23 protein-coding genes are annotated in these 26,994 nt (G+C 36.3%); 22 read left to right on the forward strand and 1 reads right to left on the reverse strand.

The window, feature by feature from the left end; genetic code table 11:
• Positions 1-9: 9 nt before the first annotated feature.
• The 7 genes from R2Q78_RS16890 (at position 10) to R2Q78_RS16920 (ending at position 8,789) form a co-directional block, all read left to right on the forward strand.
• On the forward strand, positions 10-1,161 hold the full coding sequence (locus tag R2Q78_RS16890) for a TlpA disulfide reductase family protein (protein ID WP_316793719.1): 1,152 nt from the start codon (positions 10-12) through the stop codon (positions 1,159-1,161).
• Positions 1,162-1,193: 32 nt separating this feature from the next.
• Complete coding sequence (locus tag R2Q78_RS16895; RefSeq protein ID WP_316793720.1) at positions 1,194-2,183, forward strand: TlpA disulfide reductase family protein; 990 nt, start codon at positions 1,194-1,196, stop codon at positions 2,181-2,183.
• 39 nt (positions 2,184-2,222) lie between these two features.
• Positions 2,223-3,725 (forward strand): TlpA disulfide reductase family protein, encoded by a 1,503-nt coding sequence (locus R2Q78_RS16900; RefSeq protein ID WP_316793721.1) that lies wholly within the window; start codon positions 2,223-2,225, stop codon positions 3,723-3,725.
• Between the two features lie 66 nt (positions 3,726-3,791).
• Positions 3,792-5,045, forward strand: coding sequence for a serine hydrolase domain-containing protein (locus R2Q78_RS16905; RefSeq protein WP_316793722.1), 1,254 nt, complete (start codon positions 3,792-3,794; stop codon positions 5,043-5,045).
• 445 nt (positions 5,046-5,490) lie between these two features.
• Complete coding sequence (locus R2Q78_RS16910; RefSeq protein WP_316793723.1) at positions 5,491-6,117, forward strand: hypothetical protein; 627 nt, start codon at positions 5,491-5,493, stop codon at positions 6,115-6,117.
• Between the two features lie 376 nt (positions 6,118-6,493).
• On the forward strand, positions 6,494-7,582 hold the full coding sequence (locus R2Q78_RS16915) for a TlpA disulfide reductase family protein (protein WP_316793724.1): 1,089 nt from the start codon (positions 6,494-6,496) through the stop codon (positions 7,580-7,582).
• Entirely contained in the window at positions 7,569-8,789 is a 1,221-nt protein-coding gene (locus R2Q78_RS16920) for a TlpA disulfide reductase family protein (protein ID WP_316793725.1), read from the forward strand. Before R2Q78_RS16915 ends, R2Q78_RS16920 begins: the two co-directional genes overlap by 14 nt.
• Positions 8,790-9,021: 232 nt before the next feature.
• Here R2Q78_RS16920 and R2Q78_RS16925 read toward each other — a convergent pair whose 3' ends face one another.
• On the reverse strand, positions 9,022-10,245 hold the full coding sequence (locus R2Q78_RS16925) for an erythromycin esterase family protein (protein ID WP_316793726.1): 1,224 nt from the start codon (positions 10,243-10,245) through the stop codon (positions 9,022-9,024).
• Between the two features lie 202 nt (positions 10,246-10,447).
• On the opposite strand from R2Q78_RS16925, the gene R2Q78_RS16930 reads away from it, so the two are divergent.
• The 15 genes from R2Q78_RS16930 (at position 10,448) to R2Q78_RS17000 (ending at position 26,906) form a co-directional block, all read left to right on the forward strand.
• Positions 10,448-10,975, forward strand: coding sequence for a hypothetical protein (locus tag R2Q78_RS16930; RefSeq protein WP_316793727.1), 528 nt, complete (start codon positions 10,448-10,450; stop codon positions 10,973-10,975).
• 224 nt (positions 10,976-11,199) lie between these two features.
• A complete protein-coding gene (locus R2Q78_RS16935) occupies positions 11,200-11,472 on the forward strand; it encodes a hypothetical protein (protein ID WP_316793728.1) in 273 nt (90 codons plus the stop codon).
• Positions 11,473-11,849: 377 nt separating this feature from the next.
• On the forward strand, positions 11,850-12,047 hold the full coding sequence (locus R2Q78_RS16940; RefSeq protein WP_316793729.1) for a helix-turn-helix transcriptional regulator: 198 nt from the start codon (positions 11,850-11,852) through the stop codon (positions 12,045-12,047).
• Between the two features lie 18 nt (positions 12,048-12,065).
• Complete coding sequence (locus tag R2Q78_RS16945) at positions 12,066-13,664, forward strand: class I SAM-dependent DNA methyltransferase (RefSeq protein WP_316793730.1); 1,599 nt, start codon at positions 12,066-12,068, stop codon at positions 13,662-13,664.
• Positions 13,661-15,490 (forward strand): restriction endonuclease subunit S, encoded by a 1,830-nt coding sequence (locus tag R2Q78_RS16950; protein ID WP_316793731.1) that lies wholly within the window; start codon positions 13,661-13,663, stop codon positions 15,488-15,490. Before R2Q78_RS16945 ends, R2Q78_RS16950 begins: the two co-directional genes overlap by 4 nt.
• Before the next feature lie 15 nt (positions 15,491-15,505).
• The gene (locus tag R2Q78_RS16955) at positions 15,506-15,922 is read left to right on the forward strand and encodes a hypothetical protein (protein ID WP_316793732.1); all 417 of its coding nucleotides are present in this window, start codon (positions 15,506-15,508) and stop codon (positions 15,920-15,922) included.
• An 18-nt stretch (positions 15,923-15,940) separates the two neighbouring features.
• Complete coding sequence (locus R2Q78_RS16960; protein ID WP_316793733.1) at positions 15,941-18,040, forward strand: McrB family protein; 2,100 nt, start codon at positions 15,941-15,943, stop codon at positions 18,038-18,040.
• Positions 18,033-19,340 carry a 5-methylcytosine restriction system specificity protein McrC gene (locus R2Q78_RS16965; protein WP_316793734.1) on the forward strand — a complete coding sequence of 436 codons (1,308 nt, stop codon included), beginning with the start codon at positions 18,033-18,035 and terminating at the stop codon, positions 19,338-19,340. The genes R2Q78_RS16960 and R2Q78_RS16965 overlap by 8 nt, the downstream gene beginning before the upstream one ends.
• A gap of 3 nt (positions 19,341-19,343) precedes the next feature.
• Positions 19,344-22,514, forward strand: a complete 3,171-nt coding sequence (locus R2Q78_RS16970) for a type I restriction endonuclease subunit R (protein WP_316793735.1) — start codon at positions 19,344-19,346, stop codon at positions 22,512-22,514.
• A gap of 830 nt (positions 22,515-23,344) precedes the next feature.
• On the forward strand, positions 23,345-24,916 hold the full coding sequence (locus R2Q78_RS16975; protein WP_316793736.1) for a HEPN domain-containing protein: 1,572 nt from the start codon (positions 23,345-23,347) through the stop codon (positions 24,914-24,916).
• Between the two features lie 205 nt (positions 24,917-25,121).
• On the forward strand, positions 25,122-25,520 hold the full coding sequence (locus R2Q78_RS16980) for a hypothetical protein (RefSeq protein ID WP_316793737.1): 399 nt from the start codon (positions 25,122-25,124) through the stop codon (positions 25,518-25,520).
• Between the two features lie 87 nt (positions 25,521-25,607).
• Entirely contained in the window at positions 25,608-25,751 is a 144-nt protein-coding gene (locus tag R2Q78_RS16985) for a hypothetical protein (protein WP_316793738.1), read from the forward strand.
• Positions 25,752-25,780: 29 nt separating this feature from the next.
• Positions 25,781-26,245: a hypothetical protein gene (locus R2Q78_RS16990; RefSeq protein WP_316793739.1), complete on the forward strand. Its 465-nt coding sequence runs from the start codon at positions 25,781-25,783 to the stop codon at positions 26,243-26,245.
• 14 nt (positions 26,246-26,259) lie between these two features.
• On the forward strand, positions 26,260-26,565 hold the full coding sequence (locus R2Q78_RS16995; RefSeq protein ID WP_316793740.1) for a hypothetical protein: 306 nt from the start codon (positions 26,260-26,262) through the stop codon (positions 26,563-26,565).
• A 32-nt stretch (positions 26,566-26,597) separates the two neighbouring features.
• Positions 26,598-26,906 carry a hypothetical protein gene (locus tag R2Q78_RS17000; RefSeq protein ID WP_316793741.1) on the forward strand — a complete coding sequence of 103 codons (309 nt, stop codon included), beginning with the start codon at positions 26,598-26,600 and terminating at the stop codon, positions 26,904-26,906.
• Positions 26,907-26,994: the final 88 nt, after the last annotated feature.

The raw sequence follows: 26,994 nt of genomic DNA on the forward strand, positions 1-26,994 counted from the left end.
TTATCTATTATGATTATTAGAGTTATATGTAAATTGGTATGTTTTTTCACCTTCTTAATGTGCGTTAATTTTGTCCACGCGCAAGGTGTTTTAACCATTAAGGGATACGCCCCAAAATTAAAAAATGGCACTGCGATCTATTTAACCCCATCTTATCCCCGGCGCTTTTCAATCGATCAGTATAAGGAGACTGAAATAGCTCGTCAAAATCCAATAGGGATAGTTAGAAATGGAATGTTTAAATCAACTCTCAGGGTAAGAAATGGAGAAATATATAGTCTTTCGTTAACTGATAAAGGATTTAAATCGCTTTGTCTGGCGCCAGGTAATCTTGTGATAAGAATTCCAGATTCAAACTTGAAGAATATAGAGATTGATGGCAACAAAACTACTATGGAATATGAGTCCTATAGAAATCAGCTGGAAAATGCTAAGATTTACAGGGAATATAGCAAAGCAAGGACCGTTTGGATAGAATCCCGGGCTTTACCAGATCAAGCTGATATTAAATTAAAGAGACACTTGCTTGATTCTCTGGAGATAGTACTAAATAACTTCGCTGCCAGAACCACATTGGATTTTATTCAACAGCATCCAGAATCATTTATTAATTCTAATTTGTTACACAGGTTAATAGACGTAATACCCGAGGTTCAAATAAAAGAATATTTTAATTTGCTTTCAAAAAGTGTTAAGAACAATAAATACGGCAACGATCTGGAGTATACGATAGATAGCCTTTTTATTGGAGGACATGCGCCTGTTTTTGTGCAAAGTGATACAATAGGTAATCTTGTTGGTTTAGAAAGTTACAAGGGAAAGTATGTTTTAATCGATTTTTGGGCTTCCTGGTGTATTCCATGTAGAACAGATAATCCCAATTTAGTTAAAGCTATGGACAAGTATAAGGAAAAGAATTTTTCTATTTTAAGTGTTTCATTAGATTCTGAGAAGAAGCCGTGGCTAGAGGCTATTAAAAAAGATGGCTTAAATTGGAATCATGTTTCTGATCTACAGGACAGGTTTGATAACAAAGTTTCAATACGCTACAATGTGTATTCAATTCCTGATAATTTTCTCCTTGACCCAGAAGGAAAGATCATAGCAAAGCATTTAAATGGGGAGGCGCTCCTAAGTACACTGGAGAAATTAATTAAATAATATTTGTGACTGCCTCTTTTATACTTATGAATATGAAAAATAAATTAATTTGCTTTTTACTTGTATTAATACCCACTGTACTATTTGCACAAAAGAAATTTCAGATCAGTGGTAGTATTGACAGAAAAATGGATGGACATGTGATAAAAATGTATATCATATTACCTCCATATGCTAAAGATTTGCCTGAACAAGTCACAACAATTAAGGATGGGAAGTTCTCTTTTCAATCTGACAGGTTAGGATTTGAGTTATATGGCTTCACTATTAGTCATGCAGGTAAGCGCTACGATCAAATGATCAAGTTACTTCCGAAAGACACAAAAATTGAATTTCAAGATACGCTGCTAAAGAAGTACGAAGTATTCGATGATGGCTTTCAACTGGTTTTTGCCAGGGAAAGTGCAAAGATCAAAAATGATAGCCTCCAATTTCTGGAAAATATAGAGGCTAATATCAGACAGCCATTCGGTGGTTATCTGCTATCTTCCTATATGTATAAAATTCCTGAATCGCAGGTTATCAGATTAGAGAAAATGATACCAAGCCAGTTTCGGGTTAATTCCTGGCACATAGATATTAAAACGAGGATGTCTAAGTTTATGATTGGTAAGCCTGCATTGGAATTCAGCCAAAATGATCCCGGGGGCAATCCTTTTAGACTTTCAGATTTAAAGGGGAAATACGTTCTACTCGACTTTTGGGCTTCCTGGTGCATACCATGCAGAAAAGAAAATCCAAATCTGGTTAGGGCTTTCAATAAATTTAATGGTAAAGGTTTTGAAATTTTAAGTGTATCACTTGATACGGATAAAAATCAGTGGGTAGCAGCAATAAAAGCAGATGGACTTATATGGCATCATGTATCTGATTTGAAGGGTTGGGAAAACAGTGTATCACGAAGGTTATATCAGGTTCAGTCAGTCCCGCAAAATTATCTTATAAATCCTGAAGGAATTATTATTGCTAAAAATCTATATGGTAATGAAATTGAGAAAATACTTGAAAAAGTTATTCTCTAAAGTTGAAAGTGTAAATTGCCAGAATAAAATCAAATACCTATGACTAAATTGAAGGGATTAAATTTTCTTTGCATATGCTGCTTTTTGTTCTTGTCGTCAAGTAAACCATCTGATGATGGAGTACTAAATATCGTTGCAGGTACAGCTAAAATAACGGGAAAAATAACGAGGCCGAACAACACCAGCAAGGATAACATTTATGTGAAAATTACTGTTCCACATCAAATTACGGGAGAGTATGTCAACTACGAAGCAGTTGTTGATCAATCTGGAAAATTCTCCATTGATGTTGACGTCGAAACAACTGTTTCTCTGATTCGCTTTCATACAAGTGTAAATACAGATAAAGCCCTCCTTCTTAAATTGAAAAGTGGAGATGTTACCCAGATTGATATTGTTTACAATTCAGATAGTGATATCGAGAATATCAAGGTTACGCCTGATATGAACAAAAATGACATGGACCGATGCTTCAATCTTATTGGTGAAATGATAATGATCCAAACTTTGCCAGGTAAAACACCAGAACCGCTGCATAAAATGAGTCCGGATTATTTTCTGAATTATATCAATACGATCTTATCAGAAAGGCTTGCAGTCGTAAACAATGATACATTAATATCAAAAGAATTAAAGGAGGTTTTGTATAACGAGGCTCGTTTATTTACGTATAGAGAGGCTGTATTCGCTTACACGGGAGAGATGAAGGAAGATCATAGCAAAGATAAAGAGTCTTATGTCCAGAAGATTGATAGGTCCTTTTATCATTTTTTGAAAGACTTTAAGCTCAACAACCCGCAACATCTGTATGCTTTTTCATTCCTGGAATTTCAAGGAAAAATCCTCCAGAATGAAATACTAGCACTTCCCAAAGTGGGAGAAAGCGATGTTCGCTCCTGGTTGGTACAGGTGAAAGCAATTTTATCTGATTTGCTCGGATTCAACGATGGCCCATATTATGATATTCTCGCGGCCAATGCCTATGGCAGACAACTAACTGAAGAGTTAAGGCCGTTCAGTGAAAGGCAAAAGGAAAATATAAGAAATTACTGGAAAGATGGGGAGATCGCAAAGATATTGTTGCGGAAGAACCAGCAGATCGTCGAGCTGGACAAATCCAAGTGGCCCGTTGTAGTAAACGACATCTCGTCTATTGCAGATGATAAAGTTATGGAAACCATTGCCGCTAAACATAAAGGCAAGGTTGTTCTTATTGACCTTTGGGCAACATGGTGTGTTCCTTGTCTGAATGCAATGAAGGAATTCAGAAGTACAAAGAATGAGTTTCATGATAAGGACGTTGTATTTGTGTATTTGACAAATGGGTCGTCACCTAAAGAACTATGGGAAGAAAAAATTAAAGGAATAGGAAGTGAACATTATTATCTGAAAGACACTCAGTGGAAGTACATGATGGAACATTTTGCGTTTAAAGGTATTCCTTCATATATATTATATAACAAAGATGGTGCGCTGATCAATAAATTCACAGGCTTTCCCGGAAATGATAAAGTTAAAAAGATGATTAACGATTTGTTGTAAATGGGTTTATATGATCTATATTTTTGCGCAACCTGAATAAATTTAAAAATTTCTACCTCTAGAAATATGGCAAAATCAATCACAATCATAATTATCACTTTTTTATTTACTTCTTGTACAACAAGTCACAAAAATTCTAAAGAGTTTCAAGATGCTCAAAACGAGTTGACAGGCAAATTGAGGGCAATTACCAGGAAAACATGCTTCAACGGGTTCGGTGTGGCATTGGTAAATGAAAAGGAGGTTCTGTACCAAAATGGATTTGGTATTACCAACTTCAATACGAAACAGAAATATGATGAAAACACTGTTCAGAATATAGCATCCGTTTCCAAAACCTTTATAGGTATAGCAATACTTAAAGCACAAGAGTTAGGGAAATTGAACTTAGATGACCCAATTAATAAATACCTTCCATTTAAAGTAGTTAATCCTTATCACCCTGAGATACCGATAACGGTTTGGCATTTAACAACGCATACATCATCAATTACTGACACAAAGGACTATATGACCAAAACTATTGTGTTAAAAGACACAGCAGATCTTGTAAAAAATCTTCAGATTGATATTTCTCCAACAAAGTTTAATTCTCCGTCTGCAAAAATATCTATAGAAGCGTTTCTGAATAATATGCTTAATCCTAGCGGAAAATGGTATTCGAAAACAGCTTTTTCGGATAAAAAACCGGGTGAAATATTTAATTATTCGAATGTTGGGGCAACACTTGCTGCATTGGTATTAGAAAAGGCAACAGGAATGTCTTACGACAGCTTCACTACCAAATATATATTGAAACCACTGCATATGGATAACTCCGGCTGGAACTTTCGCTCAATAAATTTCTCAAAGTATACTCATACCTTTCAAAATAAAACAACACCTTATCCATATTATTCGCTTAATACTTATCCTGACGGAGGAATGTTGACAACAGCCAGTGACATGAGTAAATATATTTCGGAGTTAATGAAAGGATATTTTGGAAATGGAACTATACTTTCAAAAAAGAGCTATAAGGAATATTTTACACCTCAGTTGAACGCCAAAAATTTCATAGATAGAAGTACGGGCGAGTATAGTGACGAATACAATATGGGAATAACAATGGGCTTTGGCTCTACTGGTAATTTCGGGCATACTGGTGGAGACCCAGGTTTGTTTTCGGTAATATGGTTTGACAAATACAAAAAAATAGGAAAATATTTTATAGTTAATACTGAGTGCGAAGGCAAAGAGTTTAGTAAAAGTCAAAAAATGATAAACGATTTGTTAGATGAGTATTCCGTAAAGCTAAACGATTTGAGCCAGCGGAAATAATTTCCTCAGATCTACCATTAATTGGACATGGGGACTTTAAGGACCGCTTACTATTTGAATCTCATTTCCTTTTGAATTTGAGTGGGTTTAAATTGTAAAAGTATTTATCTGCTGATGACGTTGAGCGCCTCCCTGCAATTCCTCTGACATTAGAAAGCCCTGTGTAAAACCAGTATCAATCCAGCGAAATCCCATACCTGCAGAGGTGTTGGCGGGGGCTTAGGGCGGGGTTGCTCCGGTCTCAGACCGGACAACCCCCCAGCAACACCGGCCCAAGACCGCTCCAAGTCCCCACCAAACAAGGCATTTCTATGGCTTTTATCTAGCCTTTCTCTGGGTTTTCAGGTAGGAAACACAGTATCGATTGATAGATAAATTACTGTATATCAGAAAAATATAAATATATTTAGTTAACCAAATATAAACAATAGGTTAACGTCATCTTATGAACCACCATTACCTGGATGAAAGCAGGCCGATAGGCAGGCTCATCATTTATCTATCTCAAAGGGCCAAACTCAGTGAACAATTCCTGATTACGATATTCCCGATGTTGGAGGATCGCAAACAGAAAACCGATTTTGAATGCCAGAAGGAAGAAGGCGTTTCTAAAACCGCCTATTGGATAGATGAGGGTTTTGGCTACTGTTATGAAATTGTGGCGGATGAGAACGGAACAAAATCGAATGTGATCATTGGCATCTATCCCAAGGGAACCATCATGCTGGATGAACATGGTTTTTTCAATGGCGCGGCGTCTAACCTGCACTATGCGGTGAAGAAGGAATCGGTGTTCATCCCATTTAGTACGACAGATTTTGAAGCACTGGCCACGAAGGCACCCGAAGCGGCAATACTGGCGATAAATGTGGTGGCAGAAAATAAGAGCTTTGCGCAGGACCGCTCGCGGCTGTTGCGGATGGATAAATCGGAAAGAAGAGATGCGATGCTTGCGTTTTTCGGGCGAGAGATAGAAGAGGCTTTTACTTTTAAGGAGTTGGCCGGCTACCTGGACATGACCGAGCAATACTATTCTAAAATGAAGAAAGAGAGTTTGATGAGGAAAGGGTAGGAGTTAAACGTTTTGAATTTTTTATTTTATTGCAACCTAACAAACCAATAAGATATACCTGATGAAGTTTAATAAGACAATATTATATTTTTTTAAAATAAATTTGTTTAGTAATTGTATACTTTATATCTTGGGATTATTAATCAAATAAATCAATCCTATGCGCTCAATCTCCAGTTTTTATTCGGGTTCCGGTCTTTAATTGAAATGACACTTTGCAATGTCACTTGCTAGTTATTAATTGTTAATCAAATATTTCTATGATACGCTCTATAAATAGTGCAGGGAATACCATATACGTGATGTCCTCTCTGATTAACACTAAGTACTATAATGTGGTAAAAGACATAGAAGCCTCTAACTTATATATTATCACATGAAAAAAATTAGGATATTTCTTCTTTTAACATTCCTCTTAATTGGGAAGGCCTCTTTTGCGGAATTCAATTACCGAATCTCTGGAAAATTCGAATCTGTGGAGAACGGAACTAAACTATACTTATATGTTACTTCTGATAATAAGAGAATAGACTCTGCGATATACGATAATGGATTTGTGATGGAAGGAACCAGTACAGAATTACTCATGTGTTCAATAATAGATGCCAAGTTCCGCAGAATGGCCTATTTTGTTCTTGAGGAAGGAAGGATAAATATTCAAGGGAAAAAAAACATTCTTGACTTTACAGTAAAAGGTGGCAAACAGAATGGATTGCTCAGTCATGGAAGAAGTTTTTTTTCGATGTCCGATCAGTTAAAAGAAGAAACGTACTTAAAAAAGTCGAATGAATTAATTAAAATCAATGATGTGAGGTGGAAGTTGTATAACGATTCTGCTAACTATATTGGCGACAGTTACAGTAAAAAGCTTGATTCATTTTACCGATATCATCCTGAGAGTTTTCATGCGTTGGCAAATATCTGGGGTATGATTGGATCACGACGAACCGAAGAGACAGAAAGACGTTACGAACACGTTTCAGCCGAATTGAAAATGCACAGATATGGACGATATATACGAGATTATCTGAAGTCAACCCGATTGGACAAAGCTATTGATATTCAACAAAAAGATACTCTTGGAATAACCAGAACTATATCATTTCCTAATGAAAACTATGTCCTTCTTGATTTTTGGGCCAGCTGGTGTGGCCCTTGCAGGTTGAATAATCCAAAACTGAGAGAACTTAATCAATTATATAGTAACAAAAACTTCAGTTTAGTCAGCATTTCATTGGATGACAATTTGAATAACTGGAAGAAGGCTATAGCCGAAGATGAAATGAGCTGGCTCAATATTTCTGATCTAAAAGGTTGGAATAATGAATATTCTGCGAAATATGGCTTTCGTGCAATTCCTTTCTATGTGATTATATCGCCTGAGGGTAAGATTTTAATGACGACAACCAACGAAATCGAAAAAATTGAGGGGAAACTTAAGGAGATATTTAATGATCGTAAATAAAGAGATGCTATTCATAATAGTCATTTTATATACATCTATAATTAACCAACCATTATTTGGTCAGTTAAAAGTTAACTCTAAGGCGCCTGAAATTCAAGCCAATATTAGAATCGGTTCAAAACCAAATGATGTAAGCTTGAAAGAAAAGTTTTTGGTCTTGGACTTTTGGGCAACGTGGTGTGCCCCATGTTTAGCAGCACTTCCACATTTGAATAGTTTACAGGAGAAATTTGAAAATCAAAAGGATTTACTTTTTTTATCCATGACTGATGAAAATGAAAACAAAATTAATAAAATTTTGCCGCATTTTCATTTCAAATCCCTCATCTTATCAGATACATCTGGAGTAACCTTTAATTCCTATGGTGTCAAATTGTTGCCAACAACATTTTTAATTGATAAGAATAATATAATTAGATGGATAGGGGACCCGAGAGACTTAACCTCAGAGTTGTTGAAAAAATTCGTAAATGGAGATGATTTGTTACCTATTTCTGAAAATAAAAAACAAATAATTTCAGATAATTCTAGATCTGAGGCTCAATATAAGGAATACCGAGCGATTTTTGACAATGAAAAAATTACTAATGTTTTTCATATGTCTCAGCCTGACAATCAACATTCAGGCAAGTCGATAAGTAAAATTAATCAATTTAATTATAACACATGTCAATTCGGAATTGACATTTCTACATTATTTATAAAATTACTTCATTGCAGCAAAGGCCAGGTGATTTTACCTAAAGCTTTGAAAAACAAAGCAATTAGTTATTGCTTTAAACAAGAGGGCCTTTCAAGTAATAAACAGGGTGAAACTCTACTGATATCGAAAATTACTGAAGGCCTAGGTTTAAAATTGACTAAGACTTATGAAACCCAGGAAGTCATTAACATTAAAGTAATCGACACAGTGAAACTGAATAAAGCAAAGGCTTCGAAAAAAAAGGGTTTAATGCGTTCTGGATCAAGTATATCAGATGATTCAGCCGTAATTGCTATCTATAATAGCTCATTGCAAGTACTTGAAGATGAGTTGAATATGGTTTATGGGGTAAAAATTGAAATAGAGGATGTTGCTCACTTTATGTCTAGTTTTGACATAACTCTTAATAACAGTTCTTTCGAGAGTCTTAAAAAATCACTTTTTGAGAGTGGGTTTTCTGCGAAAAAAGAAACAAAAAGTCTGCTGATATATCATTTTGATTAAATATTGCGCCTTGAATTGAATTCAATACCTAGTGTTGTTTAGAAAAGCAAATACCAATTTGAATAAGCTTGCTGGCCTTAGCGCTACCCTGTTTAGGAAATAATATAGTTGATTATTTTTTATTAAACGTATGTTTAATTATTTGTTATAGCAAGTGTTTGATGTAATAGATCAATTCAGCAAGTCCGCTCAAAGTGCTTAAATCATTAGCATGGATGGAACTCCATAGCCGCTATTTCGTAAACCTATTAGACTGATACATTTCTTTAATATAAAATATACCATCGAATTTGGGCTGCCAGTTCATTTTTAAATTTCCATGGCCAAAAACCCTCATCGTAAAACTTTCGTTAGCAAGGTCTGGTCTTTTTTTAAGATCGAGGAAAGCATAATTGATCTCATCAGGTATCCAGCTTTCCATATTGGAAGCCAGCGGTTTTCTGAGCTTTATAGTCCTGAATATGCCATGCTCTCCTCCCCTTGAAGTAAAACCAATAGTATAGATATCCTCTTTCCGAAACTTTGGTTCGAGAAAGCTTCCCATTGTGTGACATGGATGAACCAATGAAATTGAAAATGGCTGCTTGGAAATATGGCCGTTGGCCGCCCATACAATCATTTTCTGATTTTTGAATTTGTTGCTCATCAGCCAATGTATATTTTCGGCCATCATACTATCGCGAACTGAATTTCTACATGCAATAACATCCTTAAAATCTTGAACTTGGTTATTGAAGGCCTGTATGTTTTTTATCACCTGAAAACCAAAACTATTTGATTTTTTTGTAGCTGAAGAAAGTAGGATTGAAAGAGAAGTATCGTATTTGTCCAATAACGAAAGATAGGATGCTGATGGATTCAATAGCTGTTCTTGGTTTTTAATCAAAGAAGATTTCAATGAATCCCAGGAACTATAAAAATCTTCATCCATAATAGAAGAAATATCTTTATCAAATAAATCTGACTTGGCAGCTGTTTTTAAAAAATCTTTTAGCCTATTACTACCAACTTGTCCATAAAATTGATTGTCAATCCCGGAAATGACTATTGGCGCATCTGTTAAATTTGTCGTTGGAATATAGTTGTTGAGCAGGTCACTACATTCTTCAGCTTCGCTCCAAATGGTATTTATTCCCCTTCGTTGATCCTGACTGTCATTTAATGTGAAAAAATCGGCCTCAAATGCTAATACATTAAATCCCTTTTTTTCATGAAGGTATTTAATCAACCTTGATTTGGCGGCAAAAGTCGCTCCATCTCCATGACATTGCTCGCCTAACAATACCAATTTTGCATCTCCGATAGCATTCCCTATTTCAAATAAATCTTCAAAAGAACTATCTTCTGGATTGATGGACCTGACGATGTGCAGATTTGCTTTCACATGGCCTCTAATTCCCTTGTCTGAAGTAATGAAAGAAATAAGGATTGCAAAAAAAATAAGTGAGAGTTTCATGTTCCTTAAAGTTTATACTAAAGATATAGGGATATGTTATGAGAATGTGGACGTTAACAATATTTAACTTTTGTGCAATCAATAGTTTTTGCAGGGGGTGGATGTACAATAGTTTGATGAGGAAAGGGTAGGAGTTAAACATTTTGAATTTTTTTCAAGTATTTTTATATGATCTTTATAATAACCAACGATTAATACGCTTATGGTTAAAAACCCTTTTTCTTTTAATGGAAGGACAACTAGGCTGCAGTGTGGGCTTTTAATATGTGTACTGCTATTTGCTACGAAAAGTACCATTGCCCAAAGCAATACTAAAACGGATGATATCAGGCTTCAAGTATTACGTACTAACCATGTAGGGAAAACGTATAAATTCAATACAGAAGATAATTCGGTTACACATTTGCGATTTCTCGGCACTATTCACACCAAGGAGGGCAAGAAATATAAAATACTTACTTCAATCTGGACATGGGGGCTTTCGAAGAGAGCAACGAGCCGAATCCTGGTTTATACAGATCAAAATAAATACATAGGAAACTACTATTTAACAACAATTGATGATGTACCTAATTATATTAAAAACAATAAACTGGTTTTCCTCAATAAAGGACGCGCATGCGACCCAAAATTAGTTACCTATGTAAGTTTTGATAATGGAGTGCCTAAAGAATTCTTTCGTAAATGTAAAGGCAACGATGGAGACTTCTTTACTTTTTCTTCAGATTGATTACTGTATACTACGTTAAGTCGGTCGTCATTCCGGACATGATCCGGAATCCGGCAGTTGTCACTCTCTCTGTTTAGGAACGTTGACCATGCCGTAGCTGCGGAGTAAATAAAATATTTTCAAAAAAGTTAAAATAAATCTTCTTGTTTGAGGTAAGTTGTTCGTTTTGTTTGTAATCGCCCCTAGTAAACAAACAAACTAATAACCATCTAAATAACCTCTGTATGTTTAATAACCCTTTCTCTTTTGAGGGGCGAATTCGCAGGCTCGAATATGGGCTGAGTAACGTAGTTTATATGCTAGTGCTTTTTGGAGTAGTAGGTCTGCTAATGGCATTCGGCGATTCTCATAAAGCAGTTTTAGATGCTTTGAAAGGAATAATTTTTGAAAACAATAGCCAAGTTGTTCGACTTTTAGCATTAAAGGATACTCATCCTTTTGATGCGAACGGTCTCTCTATCGGGATAAATAAATTTGAAGAACAATCAAAGGGCTGATTTAACGAGATCCAATTATTTTATATGGAGTAAAACGAATAGATCACTGCAGCAGAGAATGGCCAAACAAAAAAGTACGGTGTTGCCTCCACTCATGAAAATGGCGATAAAGAAACCTCACTTATTTCTAATTTATTTTTCAAAAATACTACTCTTGTCACCTCTTAAAAGATACCAAAAATCTGAAAATCGGTTACCATCAGATCAAAACACTATAGATTCTGTCCAAATGGAATCGGGACTTAATCAACTTTATATTGTTCTTAACCTGACAGCACTACATAACCAAAATCCCTACATCAATGACCACCAATACAATATAGGATTTGCAATGTTTTTTGTAAGTTTAACACCAAATGTTAATTTAATAACAGTAAATGAAAATCAACAGATTAAAGGTTATCCTTGCTGAAAAGGAAAAAACCAATAAATGGTTGGCTAAAAAGCTTAATAAAACGGAAGTAACTGTTTCTCGTTGGGCAACTAATGATGTACAACCCTCAATGGAAACCTTTCTAGATATTGCTGTTTTATTAGATGTAGACATTAAAGAACTTATTAATTCAAGTAAGTAAAGATTACCATCGAAATAGATGACCAACACTCATATCAAACAACTCGAAATAGAACTGTGGGAAGCTGCAGACGAACTGCGTGCCAACTCTAAACTCACAGCTGGAGAATACAAAGACCCGCTTTTGGGACTGATTCTACTACGCTTTGCCGAAAATAAATTTATAGAAGCAAAGGCAAAGTTACTAAAAACCCTGCCTATCAATCCGCGGACAAAGCGACAACGTGAAGCCACCAAAGACGATTACGCGGCCATTGGTGCGATGTACCTGCCCGAAAAAGCACAATATTCTTTTTTGGCCAACCTGCCCGAAAGTGAAGACTTGGCCGAAGCGGTAAACGGTGCTATGAAAATGATTGAGGCTGAGTATGAAGAACTGGCCGGTATTTTACCCAAAAATTATCAGGAGCTAACGCCCGAAGATGATAGCGACAACAACCTGCTGGCTAACCTCATCCGTATTTTTAATAGCGACAGCGTGCGCAATGCCAAAGGCGATGTTTTTGGCCGGGTGTACGAATATTTCCTGATGAAACTATCGATGATGGGTGCTGGTGCACAGGAAGGTGGCGAGTTTTTTACCCCGCCAAGTCTGGTGCAGTTGATTGTGAATTTTATACAACCAGATCACGGCATCATCCACGATCCGGCCTGTGGCTCGGGCGGTATGTTTGTGCAAACGGCGCATTTCATCAAAGACCATCAAAACAGAAAAGTAAACGAAGCCATTACGGTATATGGCACCGAATACAAAAGCAATACCACCCGACTGGCCAAAATGAACCTCGCCATTCACGGTATTGAGGGCAAAATAGCCAATAACAATAGTTTCTACAGCGATCCGCACGAGTTGTTCGAAAAATGCGATTTTGTAATGGCCAATCCGCCGTTTAACGTGGATAAGGTAGATGCCAAAAACAAATTTCTGGCCGAAGACAAGCGCCTGCTTTTTGGTGCGCCACTCACTGGAAAAGGCACAATAGGCAATGCCAACTATTTGTGGATACAGTATTTTATGGCCTACCTCAACCCTACGGGACGAGCTGGATTTGTAATGGCTTCTTCCGCTACCGATGCTGGCAATGCCGAAAAGCGCATCCGTGAGGAACTGGTAAAAACCGGAAATGTAGACTGCATCGTGTCGATTGGCAACAACTTTTTCTACACCCGTTCTTTGCCTTGCCATTTGTGGTTTTTTGATAAGGGCAAAAAAGCAAGCAACCAAGATAAAATCTTGATGATTGATGCCCGCAATGTGTACCGCAAAGTGAGTACCACCATCAAGGATTTTTCACCTGAACAATTGGAAGGACTTACGGCTGTTATGGCACTGTACCGGGGCGAAAGCCCCGAAGTAGTGGCAGACAACGGTTGGTTTAACGAGCATTTTCCCGATGGACAATACCGCGATGTGGAAGGCCTGTCCAAAGTGGTGACTTTAGTCGAAGTAGCAGAGCAGGATTACAGCCTTACACCCGGCCGATATGTAGGCGTGAACATTGATATTGATATGGACTTTGACTACCAAAGCCGTATGCAGGAACTGCACCAAGAGCTTGCCGAGCTGAACACCGAAGCCAACCAATTGATGACCCAAATACAAAGTGTTAGTTTATGAGGGAAGGTTGGAAAGAAGTTAGATTGGGTGATTTAATAACTACAAAAAAAGGGTTTGCTTTTAAAAGTGGATGGTATGTTAAGTTTGGAATCCCTGTGGTAAGAGTTTCAGATTTTACAGAAAATTCGATATCTCAGGATTCAATATTTTATGTTGCTGAAAGTATTGCAAGCGAATATTCAACGGTAAAATTAGATCATAAAGATATTATCATTCAAACTGTTGGTTCTTGGCAACATAATCCAGCTTCCATTGTTGGAAAAGTTGTTAGAGTTCCATCTAATCTTACAAGCTCTTTATTAAATCAAAATGCTGTTAAGTTAATACCCAATCAAAGAATATTTAAGGATTTTTTATACTATAGACTAAAAGAAGATAGTTTTAAATATCATAATTTAAACTTTGCTCAAGGAGCAGCAAACCAAGCAAGTGTTACTCTTGAGACGATTAAATGCTTTAAATTTTCACTCCCCCCTCTCGAAACCCAGCGCAAGATCTCTTCTATTTTATCGGGTTATGATGATTTGATAGAGAACAATCTAAAGCGGATTAAAATTTTGGAAGAAATGGTGCAACAAACCTACGAGGAATGGTTTGTACGAATGCGTTTTCCGGGCTATGATACTTCGACAGGCTCAGCAGCTGTGATTGGCGAAGATGGTTTGCCAGAGGGTTGGGAGAAGGTGAAATTGAGGGAAATGCTTGCACTAAACTACGGAAAGGCACTAAAGCAAGATGTAAGAGTTGAAGGAAATTATAATGTTTACGGATCTTCTGGAGTAGTGGGAACGCACAACGAATATCTTGTCAATGGACCTAGTCTAATTATTGGAAGAAAGGGAAATGTTGGGTCGGTTTATTATGAACCTAACAGTTTCTATCCAATTGATACCGTATATTATGTTACAACAAGATACAGCCTATATTTTCTATACTATTCAATTAGGAATTTAAAATTCATCAACAATGACGCCGCAGTACCTGGTCTTAACAGAGATGCGGCTTACTTTAAAGAAGTTCTGAAACCAAGTGTTACGGTAATGAATTATTTTCAAAATTACTGCGAGTCTCGGTATGAATTAATTCACAATCTTCAATCCCAAAACCAACGTTTACGCGAAGTCCGAGATATTTTGTTGCCGCGGTTGATGATGGGGATAATTGATGTGGAGAAGATGGAAGTTAAAAATGTGGGAAAAGTAGAAGTAAAACCAACTGATGCTACAATAATTCCTTTAAAACAAAGTAAAAAAGAAGCATCCAAGGAGTTTAAAGAAGCTGTTTTGATTGCTTGTTTAACGGATAAATTTGGAAGCGAAAAATATCCATTGGGAAGAAAACGGTACACCAAACTTTCCTACCTCTTTCACCGATATGCTGACAATAAAATTCAAGACTATCTGAGGAAAGCCGCCGGACCCTACAACCCGAAAACCAAATATGCCGGTCCTGAAAAAATTGCTTTGAACAGCAAATACATTCAAAACTGGAAAGGAGAAAAAGGAACAACAGGTTTTGTTACCTCCGAAAAAATAGAGGATGCTAAAAAGTATTTTTCCAACTATTGGCAAGCCGCAGATTTAGATTGGTTGGTTACAGAATTTAAATTTAAGTCTAATGATGAACTTGAGCTTTTAGCTACCGTTGACAACAGTTTGGTCGAGCTTTATAAAAAGAATCTTGAGTTCACGACCAGTAATGTTTTAGGGATTATTAAATCTGAGAAAGAATGGGAGGCAAAGTTGGAGCGAATGATTTTTAGTTATGAGAATGTTGAGCGGGCGATAGGGTATTTGAAAGGAGTTTTGGAATATGGAAATAATTAAAAATGTATTAACGCTTTGTTTTCAGAATTAGAAAAATATCAAGAAAATGGACATTTCTTTTTCGAAAAAGGAGATAACCTAAGGCTCGTAAGCAAAGATGTTCCTGATAAACCAGGTGTCTATTACATTTTACGATTACAAAAAGGTAAAATAGAAATAGTGTACATTGGAAAATCGGGTACAATGCTGCCCAATGGACAATTTAAAAACCAACTGCTTAAAAACAGAGTGAATAATAAGCAAGGTGGTTTAAAACGCCAGATTTTTTTGGATTTAAAATTAGAAGATGAAACAATAGATGCATTAGACATTTATTGGTTTGTAACCTTCGATGAAAACCATAAAGATTTACCTGGTTTTGTGGAAGGCGTGTTACTGCAACGTTTTTATGAAATATATGGAAAGTTGCCTGATTGGAATGAGGGGTTTTGATTTAATTTAAAAAATGTAATGAATATATTCTTCGGAAAAATATCCAACGAACATAATCCACAACAGTTAATAGATGGATTTTATGAAGCTCCAAAATCAAGTACTTGGTTTAACGGCTTAGCTCTAGATGACTATGCATTTATCATTGGTGGCGGAAAAATTCAGTTGTGGAAAGCCAAAGAGTGGCAAGTTTCTGAAAACGGAAATGACCGTCTTTACTTTGAGGTTTTAAATGAAAAGTTACCAATTGATATTTCGAAATTTGTTGCATTCAAATTCTTTTATTTAGATATCCCCCTAATCGTTAAATCTTCTAGATCAACCGCAGTAGAAGCTAAGGCTTTCTTCAAGTTAAAGGTAGAAGATTTTGATTTACTCGATTATTCGGTCTGGGAAGATGAAGGAAATTTTAGAAAGATAGTTAACTGTGTTGATGAAAAAAACATTGTTCAAAAATCTAAAGACTTACAATTTTATTTTGATGGCAATATTCCAAAAATGGCTGAAATTTTCTACGCAGACCCCGCAATTGCCGCCCAGTTTGATGGAAAAGTGATAGAATTTGTAGGTAGTGGAAGTAGAAACAAAGATAAAATTATAAGAGAAATTTTAGCTAATCAAAATGCCAGCAAAATATTTTCACAACTACGCATACAACAAATCTATGATGCTTTTATGTGTAAATACCGGCAGAAGACTGCTGAACGCAATTATTGGGTTGTAAACGGAAATGATGCAGACATTATCTCTTATGATTTGGAAAATGGTATTTTTCTGATGCAACAGCAATTCCATGATCAAAATAATTCTACAGTTAGCGGTTTGCTTAGTAAATGTAAGAGGATGAAAGAAGGGGATGGTATTCTTCTATATACTAATAACCATTATTATGCTTATGGCGAATTAAAAAAAATTGACTTTGAAGTTGAGCGTGAAGAGCAATTACAGGACATAATTAACAATAAAATTAAACTAGATAACACACTTGTAGGTTTTGAAGATGCAATATGTTATTACGAAGATACCAGATCAATCAACGGATTTAAAGGTAAATATGGTCAACGGTTGTTAGTGGAGCAATGGAATGGTGTACAAGAAGATGGCAAGCATATATATGGCGTAGGATATGAAACTAATATGGTTAATACCACAATCATTAAACTTAATGATAATAAATTTTACGATAAGGTTGTACGTATACTTGAGGGTGATACATTTTATTTAATTGAAAAACAAATGAAAGAACTAAAAAAACTTTTAGAATACAAAAGGCAAGTCATACTGCAGGGCCCACCTGGAACCGGTAAAACCTATACTGCAAAAGATTTGGCAGAGTATGTTGTTTTTGATACGGTAACCCAAGATAAAAAAGAGCAGTCAAATATATTATCTACAAGCGATCAAATAGATTTGATTCAGTTTCATCCAGCCTATACTTACGAAGATTTTATCAGGGGAATTGTGACCGAACCTGTGGGCAATAAAATCAACTACGTTTCCAAAGACAAGCTGTTTTTGGAGATGGTCGATAAGGCTTCAAAAGACCCTGTAAATCCCTACATTCTAATCATTGATGAAATAAACAGAGCCAATTTGTCTTCAGTTTTAGGTGAATTGATTTATGCATTGGAATACAGAAATGATGCTTTCAAATCGATGTATGCGAATAAAAATGGGAATTATGAAATTACCATTCCCGATAATTTGTACATCATTGGTACAATGAACACCGCCGATAGAAGCGTAGGTCATTTGGACTATGCGTTACGTAGAAGATTTGCCTTTTATGATGTACTGCCACAAGATTTTACGCAAGATAATTTTCAATCGCCCGAGTTTAAAAAAGTTGCAAGATTATTTGTAAAAGAAATCAAATCAACTGCCGAAGAGTTGGAAGCTTCGGAACATTTGAGTTTAGAATTTCAAGACAGGCCACAGGATATTTGGTTGGGTCATAGTTATTTTTTCAAAAAAGAAAACACCGCCTTCAGCTTGCGCTTGAAATATGAGATTGTTCCGATTTTGCAAGAGTATGTAAAAGATGGTATTTTGAATAATACTACAGAAGTAAAACAGATTATTCAAGATTTACTAAAATATCAAGATCCCGATGCTTAGGATTAGAGAGAACTTTGTTTCTGGAATCCATTCATTAAGTTCGATTGTAGATTACGATGCGAAATGGAAAACGCATTTAATGAACTGTGTTGAAAACAAAGTAGCATTTAATTTAAAGTGTGAAAAAATTGACAAAGACCTTAATTGTATTGAGATAAAGAAAGTTGGTGATGATTTGCTACTCAATACATCCTATTTGATAGGGATGGATTATTTGGAAAACCATATCCCATTTGTTGTAGAACCGAAGTTTGAAGATGATGCAAAAGATTTTTCAGTCAATTTTTATGATATGCTTTTCAACAGCTTGCCTTTCGTAAAAGGTACCGAAGATATCTCTGATCTTTATTTTGTAGATTTTTCAAAACCAACCATTGAAATCAATCAAAAAGATGACTTCTTAACGCCAATTTTGATCATTCAATTTGTCACCTACTTAGAAAAAATCTGTCACGCAGGATTGCAAAAGGGATATTATTGGGTAGAAGAAAATTTAGATAATAAAATAAAAGGGAAAATTTTAATAAAAGAGACGATAAAAAATAATCATCTCAAATCTAAATACATCAAGACCCATTGTAAATATCAAAACTTCGGGTTCAATACAGCAGAGAATAAATTTTTAAAATATATATTCCAATTTTGCCTGAATTACCTCAATCAGTTTAAAAAATTAGGGCTAATTAAAAATTTAGAAAGCAAATTAGGATTTATAAGAGGTTCTTTACACAATGTTGAGTTGAAAACTAACATTCGAGAGCCAATAGCAGTCAAAAAAAACCCACTATTTCCTTTGTATGAGAATGCCTTAAAACTGGCTAATCTTATTGTAAAAAGAAGTTCGTTCAATATAACAAACACAACTAAAAATACGGTTAGTACTTTTCCGTATTGGATCAATATGAGTAAGTTGTTTGAGATACACGTATTAAAATTGTTGCGTTCCAATTTTAGGGAAGGCATCTATTTTCAAAAAAAATACGCAGATCGAATACCCGATATTATCATTAACACCAAAGATATTAAAGCGGTTGTGGATGTAAAATATAAGGCCTATGCCGAGCGTTCGGTGGATATTGAAGATGTAAGGCAAGTTGCGGCCTACGCCCGAATGAAACCCATCTTTAAAGATTTAGGTTTGCAGGCCAATGAGATTTTAGATGCTATAATTGTATATCCGAAAGCGAATAGTAACAAAACAAAATTAGATCAGAGTACACTACATACTAAGCAAGAATTGAATAACTATTTTAATATTTACGCCTTAGATGTTGCTATACCCATAATTAATAAAAACTAACCTATGTCCTACGAATACTCTGAAGATGCACTCATTGAAAATGCCACACAGGAAGTGTTGCAGGAACTAGGCTGGGAAGTGGTGACCGCCTGGAAAAATGAAAGCTTTGGCGAAAATGGATTGCTGGGTCGTGACAATAAAACTGAAGTGGTTTTAGAAAAATATTTGTCGTCGGCTTTGCAAAAGCTCAATCCGGGCTTGCCCGCCTTGGCTTATACACGAGCCATAGAAAAGATTACCCAAAAAGAAGCCGATAAAACCATTGCGCAACAGAACAAAGCAAAATATCAATTCCTCAAAAATGGTGTGGAAGTTTCCTTTGTAAACGAAGAAGGCAAAAACCAAAAGAAAACCCTGCGTATTTTTGATTATCAAAATTATAGCGACAATCATTTTTTAGCAGTACGCCAATTGGAAGTGAGCGGCGAACTGCACAATCGCCGCCCGGATGTCATCGGCTTTGTAAATGGCATTCCGCTGGTGTTTATAGAATTGAAAAGTCATGCCAACGATTTGCGTTCGGCTTATGAAGACAATTTCAAAGATTATAAAGACACCATTCCGCACCTGTTTTCCCACAATGCCTTTGTGATTTTGAGCAATGGCACCGATGCCAAAGTGGGAACGGTAACCAGTCCGTACAAATATTTTTTGGACTGGAAAAGAATTACAGAAGCTGCTGAAGGCGTGGTGAGTTTGGATACAATGTTACGGGGAACCTGTTCACCCGAAAACCTGATGGATATTTTTGAAAACTTTCTTCTTTTTGATGAAAGCAATGGATCCATTGTTAAATTGATGGCCAAAAACCACCAGTTCATAGGCGTAAACCGTGTGTTGGAAAATGTAGAAAACATTGCAGACCTTGAAGGAAAATTAGGGGTGTATTGGCATACACAAGGTTCGGGCAAAACCTACTCGATGGTTTTTCTTTGCGAAAAAATCCAGCGCAAATTTGGTGGTTCTTACACTTTCCTAATTGTGGTAGACCGTACAGAGCTTGAAAACCAGGCTTACGATACCTTTTCGGGAGTGGGCATTGTGAACAATAAAAATGTAATTGCCGGTAAAAAGAAAGGCCTAACCGGAAGAGAGCATTTGCGGGAATTGCTCAGTGAAAATCATCGCTATGTCTTTTCCTTAATCCACAAATTTTCCATCGATCCTGAATTGGAAACCGAATATCCATTAATTACTGACCGTAAAAATATCATCGTTATTTCCGATGAAGCGCACCGTACACAGGGCGGGAAATATGCCCGGAATATGAGGTTTTTCGGTCTGCCTAATGCTTCATTCTTGGGTTTCACAGGTACGCCTATAATTAAGGAAGATGAAGAGATTACTAAAAATATTTTCGGTGGATATGTTTCAGTCTATGATTTTAAAAGAGCCATTGAAGATGAAGCTACTTTACCACTAAAATATTTGAACCGTGGCGAGCGCTTGCAAATTGAAAATCCTCAGCTCGACGAGCAAATGGCGGAGATTTTGGAAAATGAAAATCTGGACGAAGACCAACAAAAGAAGTTGGCTTATTTGTTCAAAAAAGAATATCCCATACTTACGGCCGGAACCCGACTCAGAGCCATAGCCAAAGATTTGGTTTGGCATTTTAATGAGCGAGGCTATCAAGGAAAGGCAATGTTGGTAACCTTAGACAAGCCTACTGCCGTGCGGATGTACGATTATGTGATGGAATATTGGCCGGCGTATTTATCGGAACTAAAAGCCAGTATCGATCAAACCACGGACTTGCAGGAAGAGCAGGAATTACAACGCAAATACAATTTAGTGGCGAACACAGAAGTGGCAGTAGTAATCAGTTCGGAGCAGAACGAGATTGACAAGTTCCGAAAAATGAATTTGGAAATAGAGCCACACCGTCGCAAAATGGTAGAACGAAATCTGGAAAAAGAATTTAAAGATGAAGACCATCCGTTTCGACTGGCTATTGTCTGTGCGATGTGGATTACCGGATTTGATGCGCCTGCAATTTCAACTGTTTATCTGGATAAACCTATAAAAGGCCATACTTTGATGCAAACCATAGCCCGTGCCAACCGGGTGTATGACGATGAAAAAGAAAACGGATTGATTGTAGATTATGGCAATGTATATCAGCAGTTAGAGAAAGCCTATTCTATTTATGGAGAGGGTGAGAAAGGTAATGGTGGCGATAAAAAAGGCGATGAAAAACCCTTCGAACTATTGGAAGATATGGCTGATGAGATTAAAAAAGCCATTTCGGAAGTAGAAACAATGTTGACGGAAGAGAATTTCGACCTTAAAACGCTCATCAACGCTACGGCGATGGGAAAAATCGCTGCTGTAAACAGTGGCGCGAATGCCGTATGTAGAAACGATGAAAGTCGGGCAAAATTTGAAATAGCTGCCAGAAATGTTTTTAGAAAATACAAAGCCCTTTTCCCCGAAAAACAAGCTAAAAAATTCACCCCGCAATACAATGCAATCGATGCGATTTACAATAAGCTTAATCAGAAAATTAAAAGCGCAGATGTAACGGAAGTAATTATGCGTTTGCAAAGTGTGGTGAATGATTCTATTCAAGTAAATACGGTTTCTGAACCACTAAATGTTACAATAGATCTATCTAATTTGAATGTAGATGCACTACGAAAAGCCTTTGAAAAAGTGTCGCGAAAAAATGAGTTGGTGTATGATTTGAATAAAGCAGTAGAGCAAAAATTGGAGCAGATGCTTAGGGAAAATCCTTTGCGTTTGGAATTTTATGAGCGCTACAAAGAAATTGTAGAAGAATATAACAATGGGAAGGATGCAGAAGCTTTAAAACGTAGTTTTGCACAACTAACGGCATTCATCCAAAGCCTAAGTCAAGAAGAAAAAAGAGCTTATCGCGAAAATTTAGATGAACCTACTTTATCCATTTTTGATTTATTAATTCAAAATAAAGAACTCAATAAGGAGGAAAAAGAACAAGTGAAAAAAGTCGCAAAAGACACTCTGGAAATCTTACAAAAAGAAAAGTTGAATATTCCGGGTTGGAAGGAAAGCAGAGAATTAAAAGCTAGTATAAAAACCACTATCTACGACCAATTACTTTGGCTTCCTGAAGAAAGGTATAGCGATGAAGAAGTACACTTAAAAAGCTTTGCGGTTTATCAGCATATTTACAGTTACGCAAGATTTTAAGACATTTTATACCAATTTTATTAATGCTATCACGATACTTTTCGACTGTTTAGCAGCATTTATGCCCAACAGGGGTGCCTTTTGTTTTAGCAATTTGGCAGTCCGTTGGATTAGAAGCATATTTAATACTCGCAAATACATCGCTTTGAGGTATTATTTCAATGATAACCTCACTTCGCTATTTGAATGGATTTCATTTAGAGATTATTTTCCGCCCCTTATAAATTGTATTCGCATGTACGTAAATATCAGGTGGATATTTCGCTACTCTTCAAATCCTTATGATGCCAGTTGGAGAAAAATAAATAGTTACTTTCCTGAAATACACAATTCCCATTGTAAACTATTAGATATTGTTCCAAATTCTTGAAATGGTGTGCAATATTCTTAAATATATTACAAAATATTAATCAAAAAGAAATGTTTGGTTGTTTTAGTTACTTTTCGTAAATTTGTTTTATCCTCACAAAGATGGAAAGAAAAACAAAAGTCAATAGCCAATGAAATAAAGAAATACAACAACATATCACTACTTCTTAATTGAGGTATTAATTCAAGAGTCTCGCAACCAAATTCTCAGATTTATAGAGCCGGGACAATAGATTAATGCCCATGACAATATTTGTTGTACTTTTGAAGGTGCGCTATAGTGTTATGGGCTCTATTGTAAATCCGTGCTCAAGGTCCTGAGAAGCCTGGTTGATCGGTTTTTAGAGTTCGCTATAGCGCATCTTCGTTTTATCAAGTCCAGTACTTACTGTTGGGTGAAATGAAAGCGAGCTTTTCTAAATCCCTCTGAGACTCATTTTTTAACCATTAAAAATGAGCTTATGGCAAACCCAAACAACCTTCTAACCTCCAACATGCTGAACCAGCATGATTTCATCAATAGAATAACGCAACTGATGCCTGTAGAGCGCATCTATATCAGTCATCATTACAATGCTCAGGAAAGCCAGGTCAAGGAACTGACCATCGTGCTTCCCAGGGTTAGTAAAATCCACACCGCGGAGGCCAAGCTATTGATCGGTATGATCATGGCCGATTATCATGAATACAGCTTCACTGTATTCACCGTACAGGAGATCAAACGCGCATTGCATTATGGTAGCATGGTTTTTTATACGATTTGCAAGGAAGAGAATTTGCTGTACCAGTCGGAAGGGATTGTTGAGTTGCTGTCTGCCGATATGACCGCCAAAGCGGTACTGAAAAAAGCAAAGCGCAACTTTGAAAAGGAATGGAAGAAAATAACAGGTTTTGGAGAGGGTTTTCAATTCTATTTTGATCAGGCCAAGTATGATTTAGCCGCTTTTATGCTGCATCAGGTAGTAGAGCTCAGTTACCGGACGGTAGAGTTACTGGTTATAGGCAGGGATAAAGCCATACATTCCATCCGTCATCATCAGAGCCTCATGAAAGGCTACCTCAGGGAACTGGGTGCTGTTTTTAATGAGGAGGATGAAGCCGAGATGGCTTTGCTTACACTTTTGGATGGGGCCTATCGCTCGGTCCGTTATGAGGTGGATTATGAAATCAGTCAGGAGCAATTGCAAAGGCTATCCGCCAAAGCGGATCTGGTGAAAAGCCTGGTTTTGAGGATGTATGAGCAAATGGTATCAGATTTTAAAGAAGAAAAGCCGCTGGATCTGATCATCGCTAGAATCTGCGACTTGGTTCCGGTAGTGCAGATATATAAACTGGCGAGGTATGCGAAAGCGGATGTTAGATTAGGCATGTTCTCCTCTGCTGAGAAAGAGCCGGTAGAGGTGCATTACTATCTGCTGGTGATCTGCGATGCTCCTTGTACATCAGAGGTATTGAATGTGCAGGGCATCATCAAAGGGGTGACCTTGCTGATGCACAGTGTAAAAGATGTACAGGATGCTTTGCGGGATAATCAGCTCTTTTTCCATGAACTGCTGCGCAAGGGGGAATTGATTTATGGGGCGGAATCGGTCGGGTTTGCTATTCCGGAATTGGATGATAAACAAGTGTTGTTGCACAAAACACAGCTTTGGTACAACAGGTACAATAGGGCAGTAGCCTTGGTAGAAGCAGCGGCTGATGTGACGGAAGAGGAAAATGGGATCGTGATGGCGTCTATGCTGAGCCAGGCAATGGTACAAATCTGCCTGGTGTATATAGAGGTCAGTATTTCGTATAGACCCAATCAGCTGAATTTGAAACACCTTTTTGCGCTGTGCAGGATGATAGATCCTTTGATAGATGAGGTATTTCCAACAAGTAGGGAGGAGGATAGGAAGCTGTTTGAAGTATTGCTGGATGCGGATAGGAACCTCAGGTATAGGGTGCATGCTTGTGTGGATACTACGGATCAGTGTATGTTGCTCAGGAGGTGTAATGATTGGTTGGAAAGGGTGAAGGTGCTTCGGGATTAATTAAAATAGTTTCATTTTTTCGGTGCTGCGGGTGCTTATTCTGTCTTTGGGCAAAATAAGGTTAAAAAGGATCTATATCTTTACTTTGAAGCTGATAGTGGAAGACGAAGTTTTAAGGAAACAAGATTTAACGAAGAATATACAAGAAGACGTCCTGGTTTCAAATGGGAATTAAAACAATTTTTCTCGAATTAAATTTTTAAAAATGATCATTTGGTTTTTATTACAAAGCATCTTGACAATTGGTATTTTTATATCATATGTTACTATGAGTGACTATAGCGGAGGAGAAGTTGGCATGACTCCATTGACGGTAATGTTGGCTTCATTAATACAGTTCTTATTTTCAATTGTGTTTTTTCATTTTCTTAAGAAATATTTGAGAGACAATAGGCGTATTATTTTTTTTATTTTTAGTATGCTTTTATATGAATTATCTTTTCTGTTTTTTTCACCTAATTTTCCATTAATGAATATGTCTGAAGCTGGACTTATAGGGTTTTTGAATAAAGGCTATTCCATGTCTTCAATTCTTTCTGGTTTATTGATAATGGTCGCTTTTTATAGTTTTCAGGTATTGAAATCTAAAAGTATTGCAGATTAGTATGATAGTTTAACACTTTACATTAAAGGTATATCGACACCAATCATAACTGGAAGTAAAAGATATTGGATTGACAATGATACATTTATGCGGTTTAAAGAAGGTGAAATTGAATTTGTAGAAATTAATGGATTTGACTGGGATGAAAAGATAGTAGGGCTTTTGAGACTTAGCTGGCTAGCTAAAAATCTCAATATTAAAGATAATGTTGGTTGGTTTCCAAATAATTAATATAATGGAGTACTAAAATAAAGAGTATTATGGAAAACAAAACAGGACAAATTAGCATGATGTACAAAATTAAAATTTTAATTTTATTGACGTTATTAGTAAGTTGTAATAACAAAGTTTCCAAAATTAATTCCCCTTTAGTTTCAATTATACAATTACAATCATCAGAAAATGCTGGTGAGTTTAATGAAGCAAAAAAATATCAGGATATTAATAAGTTATATGGGAAATATGCTGAAGAACTTTCAGTTACACCTGAAAAGTATTGGAAAGATATAGTTACAGCCAGCAATAAATTAGCAGGAGATAAAAAATTTAGTAATCAATTTAGCTACTTTGATTATAATATTGAAGAAATAGTTGATGGTAATCGCGCAAAGGTAGTTTTTAATAACAAGAGTAAATTGGATAGAGTTCAGTCGATTATCTATGATTTAAAATTGGTCGATTCAACTTGGGTACTTCAAGAAATTGGGTATAAAACTACTAAATAATAGATAACAGCTTGATGTCAGCTCAGTTCAAACGATCTAGAAGTGTTGATTTGGCTGCGTGGGTTAGTTGGTACTTAAATCTTGGATTTGTAGAAAGATTCTATCTTGAACCAACTAATAAGACATTGGTGAATGCAAATGATTTATGGGATGGACAGACTCTTCCTCTTACATTAAAATTAGTTGGAAGGTTTTCCAAGGACAAAGAATTACCCAAGACATACAATACAAAGACGACACCTGAAAAAGCAAGGATTTTTTGGTACGATAAAATAGTTGGTAAAGCAACTGTTGGTTCTTTGCCCGTGCATCGAATATAATTACAATTGCGAAAATTATTATTATGTACACAATGCATAAATTTGATGAAATTATTTTGACTGAACTAAGAGAGCGCTTGAAAATCCCAACCGACATTTCAGTTACCTTGGAATTTTTAAATTCGATCGAATACCGACAGGCTAATTATAGCGATGTTAAAAGCATTTTTGAAAAGCAAGATATATCTGCCATAAAATCTTTGACATCTGAAGGAAATGGCGGTACATCTGACAATCTTTTGATATATCTCCTAAAACGGGAAGAAGAATCAGACAGACTGATTGTTGTTTTAGATAAATTTGATCTTTGGTCGGATCCATCTATATTAGACATATTTTAAGTAATACTTGATGAGGAGCTCGCTAAGCTAGAGCTCCAATTTTGTATACGCCATAAAGGGGATGAGGTGAGTTATATAATGGAATCAA

The sequence above is a fragment of the Pedobacter frigoris genome, assembly GCF_032678645.1.
Taxonomy (GTDB): domain Bacteria; phylum Bacteroidota; class Bacteroidia; order Sphingobacteriales; family Sphingobacteriaceae; genus Pedobacter; species Pedobacter frigoris_A.

Bases quoted from the DNA above. Each gene is read 5' to 3' on its own strand.
- R2Q78_RS16920 (WP_316793725.1), top strand. From the start codon at position 7,569: ATGATCGTAAATAAAGAGATGCTATTCATAATAGTCATTTTATATACA.
- R2Q78_RS16985 (WP_316793738.1), top strand. From the start codon at position 25,608: ATGCGGTTTAAAGAAGGTGAAATTGAATTTGTAGAAATTAATGGATTT.
- R2Q78_RS16900 (WP_316793721.1), top strand. From the start codon at position 2,223: ATGACTAAATTGAAGGGATTAAATTTTCTTTGCATATGCTGCTTTTTG.
- R2Q78_RS16935 (WP_316793728.1), top strand. From the start codon at position 11,200: ATGTTTAATAACCCTTTCTCTTTTGAGGGGCGAATTCGCAGGCTCGAA.
- R2Q78_RS16925 (WP_316793726.1), bottom strand. From the start codon at position 10,245: ATGAAACTCTCACTTATTTTTTTTGCAATCCTTATTTCTTTCATTACT.
- R2Q78_RS16915 (WP_316793724.1), top strand. From the start codon at position 6,494: ATGAAAAAAATTAGGATATTTCTTCTTTTAACATTCCTCTTAATTGGG.
- R2Q78_RS16970 (WP_316793735.1), top strand. From the start codon at position 19,344: ATGTCCTACGAATACTCTGAAGATGCACTCATTGAAAATGCCACACAG.
- R2Q78_RS16940 (WP_316793729.1), top strand. From the start codon at position 11,850: ATGAAAATCAACAGATTAAAGGTTATCCTTGCTGAAAAGGAAAAAACC.
- R2Q78_RS16995 (WP_316793740.1), top strand. From the start codon at position 26,260: ATGTCAGCTCAGTTCAAACGATCTAGAAGTGTTGATTTGGCTGCGTGG.
- R2Q78_RS16930 (WP_316793727.1), top strand. From the start codon at position 10,448: ATGGTTAAAAACCCTTTTTCTTTTAATGGAAGGACAACTAGGCTGCAG.
- R2Q78_RS16910 (WP_316793723.1), top strand. From the start codon at position 5,491: ATGAACCACCATTACCTGGATGAAAGCAGGCCGATAGGCAGGCTCATC.
- R2Q78_RS16990 (WP_316793739.1), top strand. From the start codon at position 25,781: ATGGAAAACAAAACAGGACAAATTAGCATGATGTACAAAATTAAAATT.
- R2Q78_RS16980 (WP_316793737.1), top strand. From the start codon at position 25,122: ATGATCATTTGGTTTTTATTACAAAGCATCTTGACAATTGGTATTTTT.
- R2Q78_RS16965 (WP_316793734.1), top strand. From the start codon at position 18,033: ATGCTTAGGATTAGAGAGAACTTTGTTTCTGGAATCCATTCATTAAGT.
- R2Q78_RS17000 (WP_316793741.1), top strand. From the start codon at position 26,598: ATGCATAAATTTGATGAAATTATTTTGACTGAACTAAGAGAGCGCTTG.
- R2Q78_RS16960 (WP_316793733.1), top strand. From the start codon at position 15,941: ATGAATATATTCTTCGGAAAAATATCCAACGAACATAATCCACAACAG.
- R2Q78_RS16890 (WP_316793719.1), top strand. From the start codon at position 10: ATGATTATTAGAGTTATATGTAAATTGGTATGTTTTTTCACCTTCTTA.
- R2Q78_RS16895 (WP_316793720.1), top strand. From the start codon at position 1,194: ATGAAAAATAAATTAATTTGCTTTTTACTTGTATTAATACCCACTGTA.
- R2Q78_RS16950 (WP_316793731.1), top strand. From the start codon at position 13,661: ATGAGGGAAGGTTGGAAAGAAGTTAGATTGGGTGATTTAATAACTACA.
- R2Q78_RS16905 (WP_316793722.1), top strand. From the start codon at position 3,792: ATGGCAAAATCAATCACAATCATAATTATCACTTTTTTATTTACTTCT.
- R2Q78_RS16975 (WP_316793736.1), top strand. From the start codon at position 23,345: ATGGCAAACCCAAACAACCTTCTAACCTCCAACATGCTGAACCAGCAT.
- R2Q78_RS16945 (WP_316793730.1), top strand. From the start codon at position 12,066: ATGACCAACACTCATATCAAACAACTCGAAATAGAACTGTGGGAAGCT.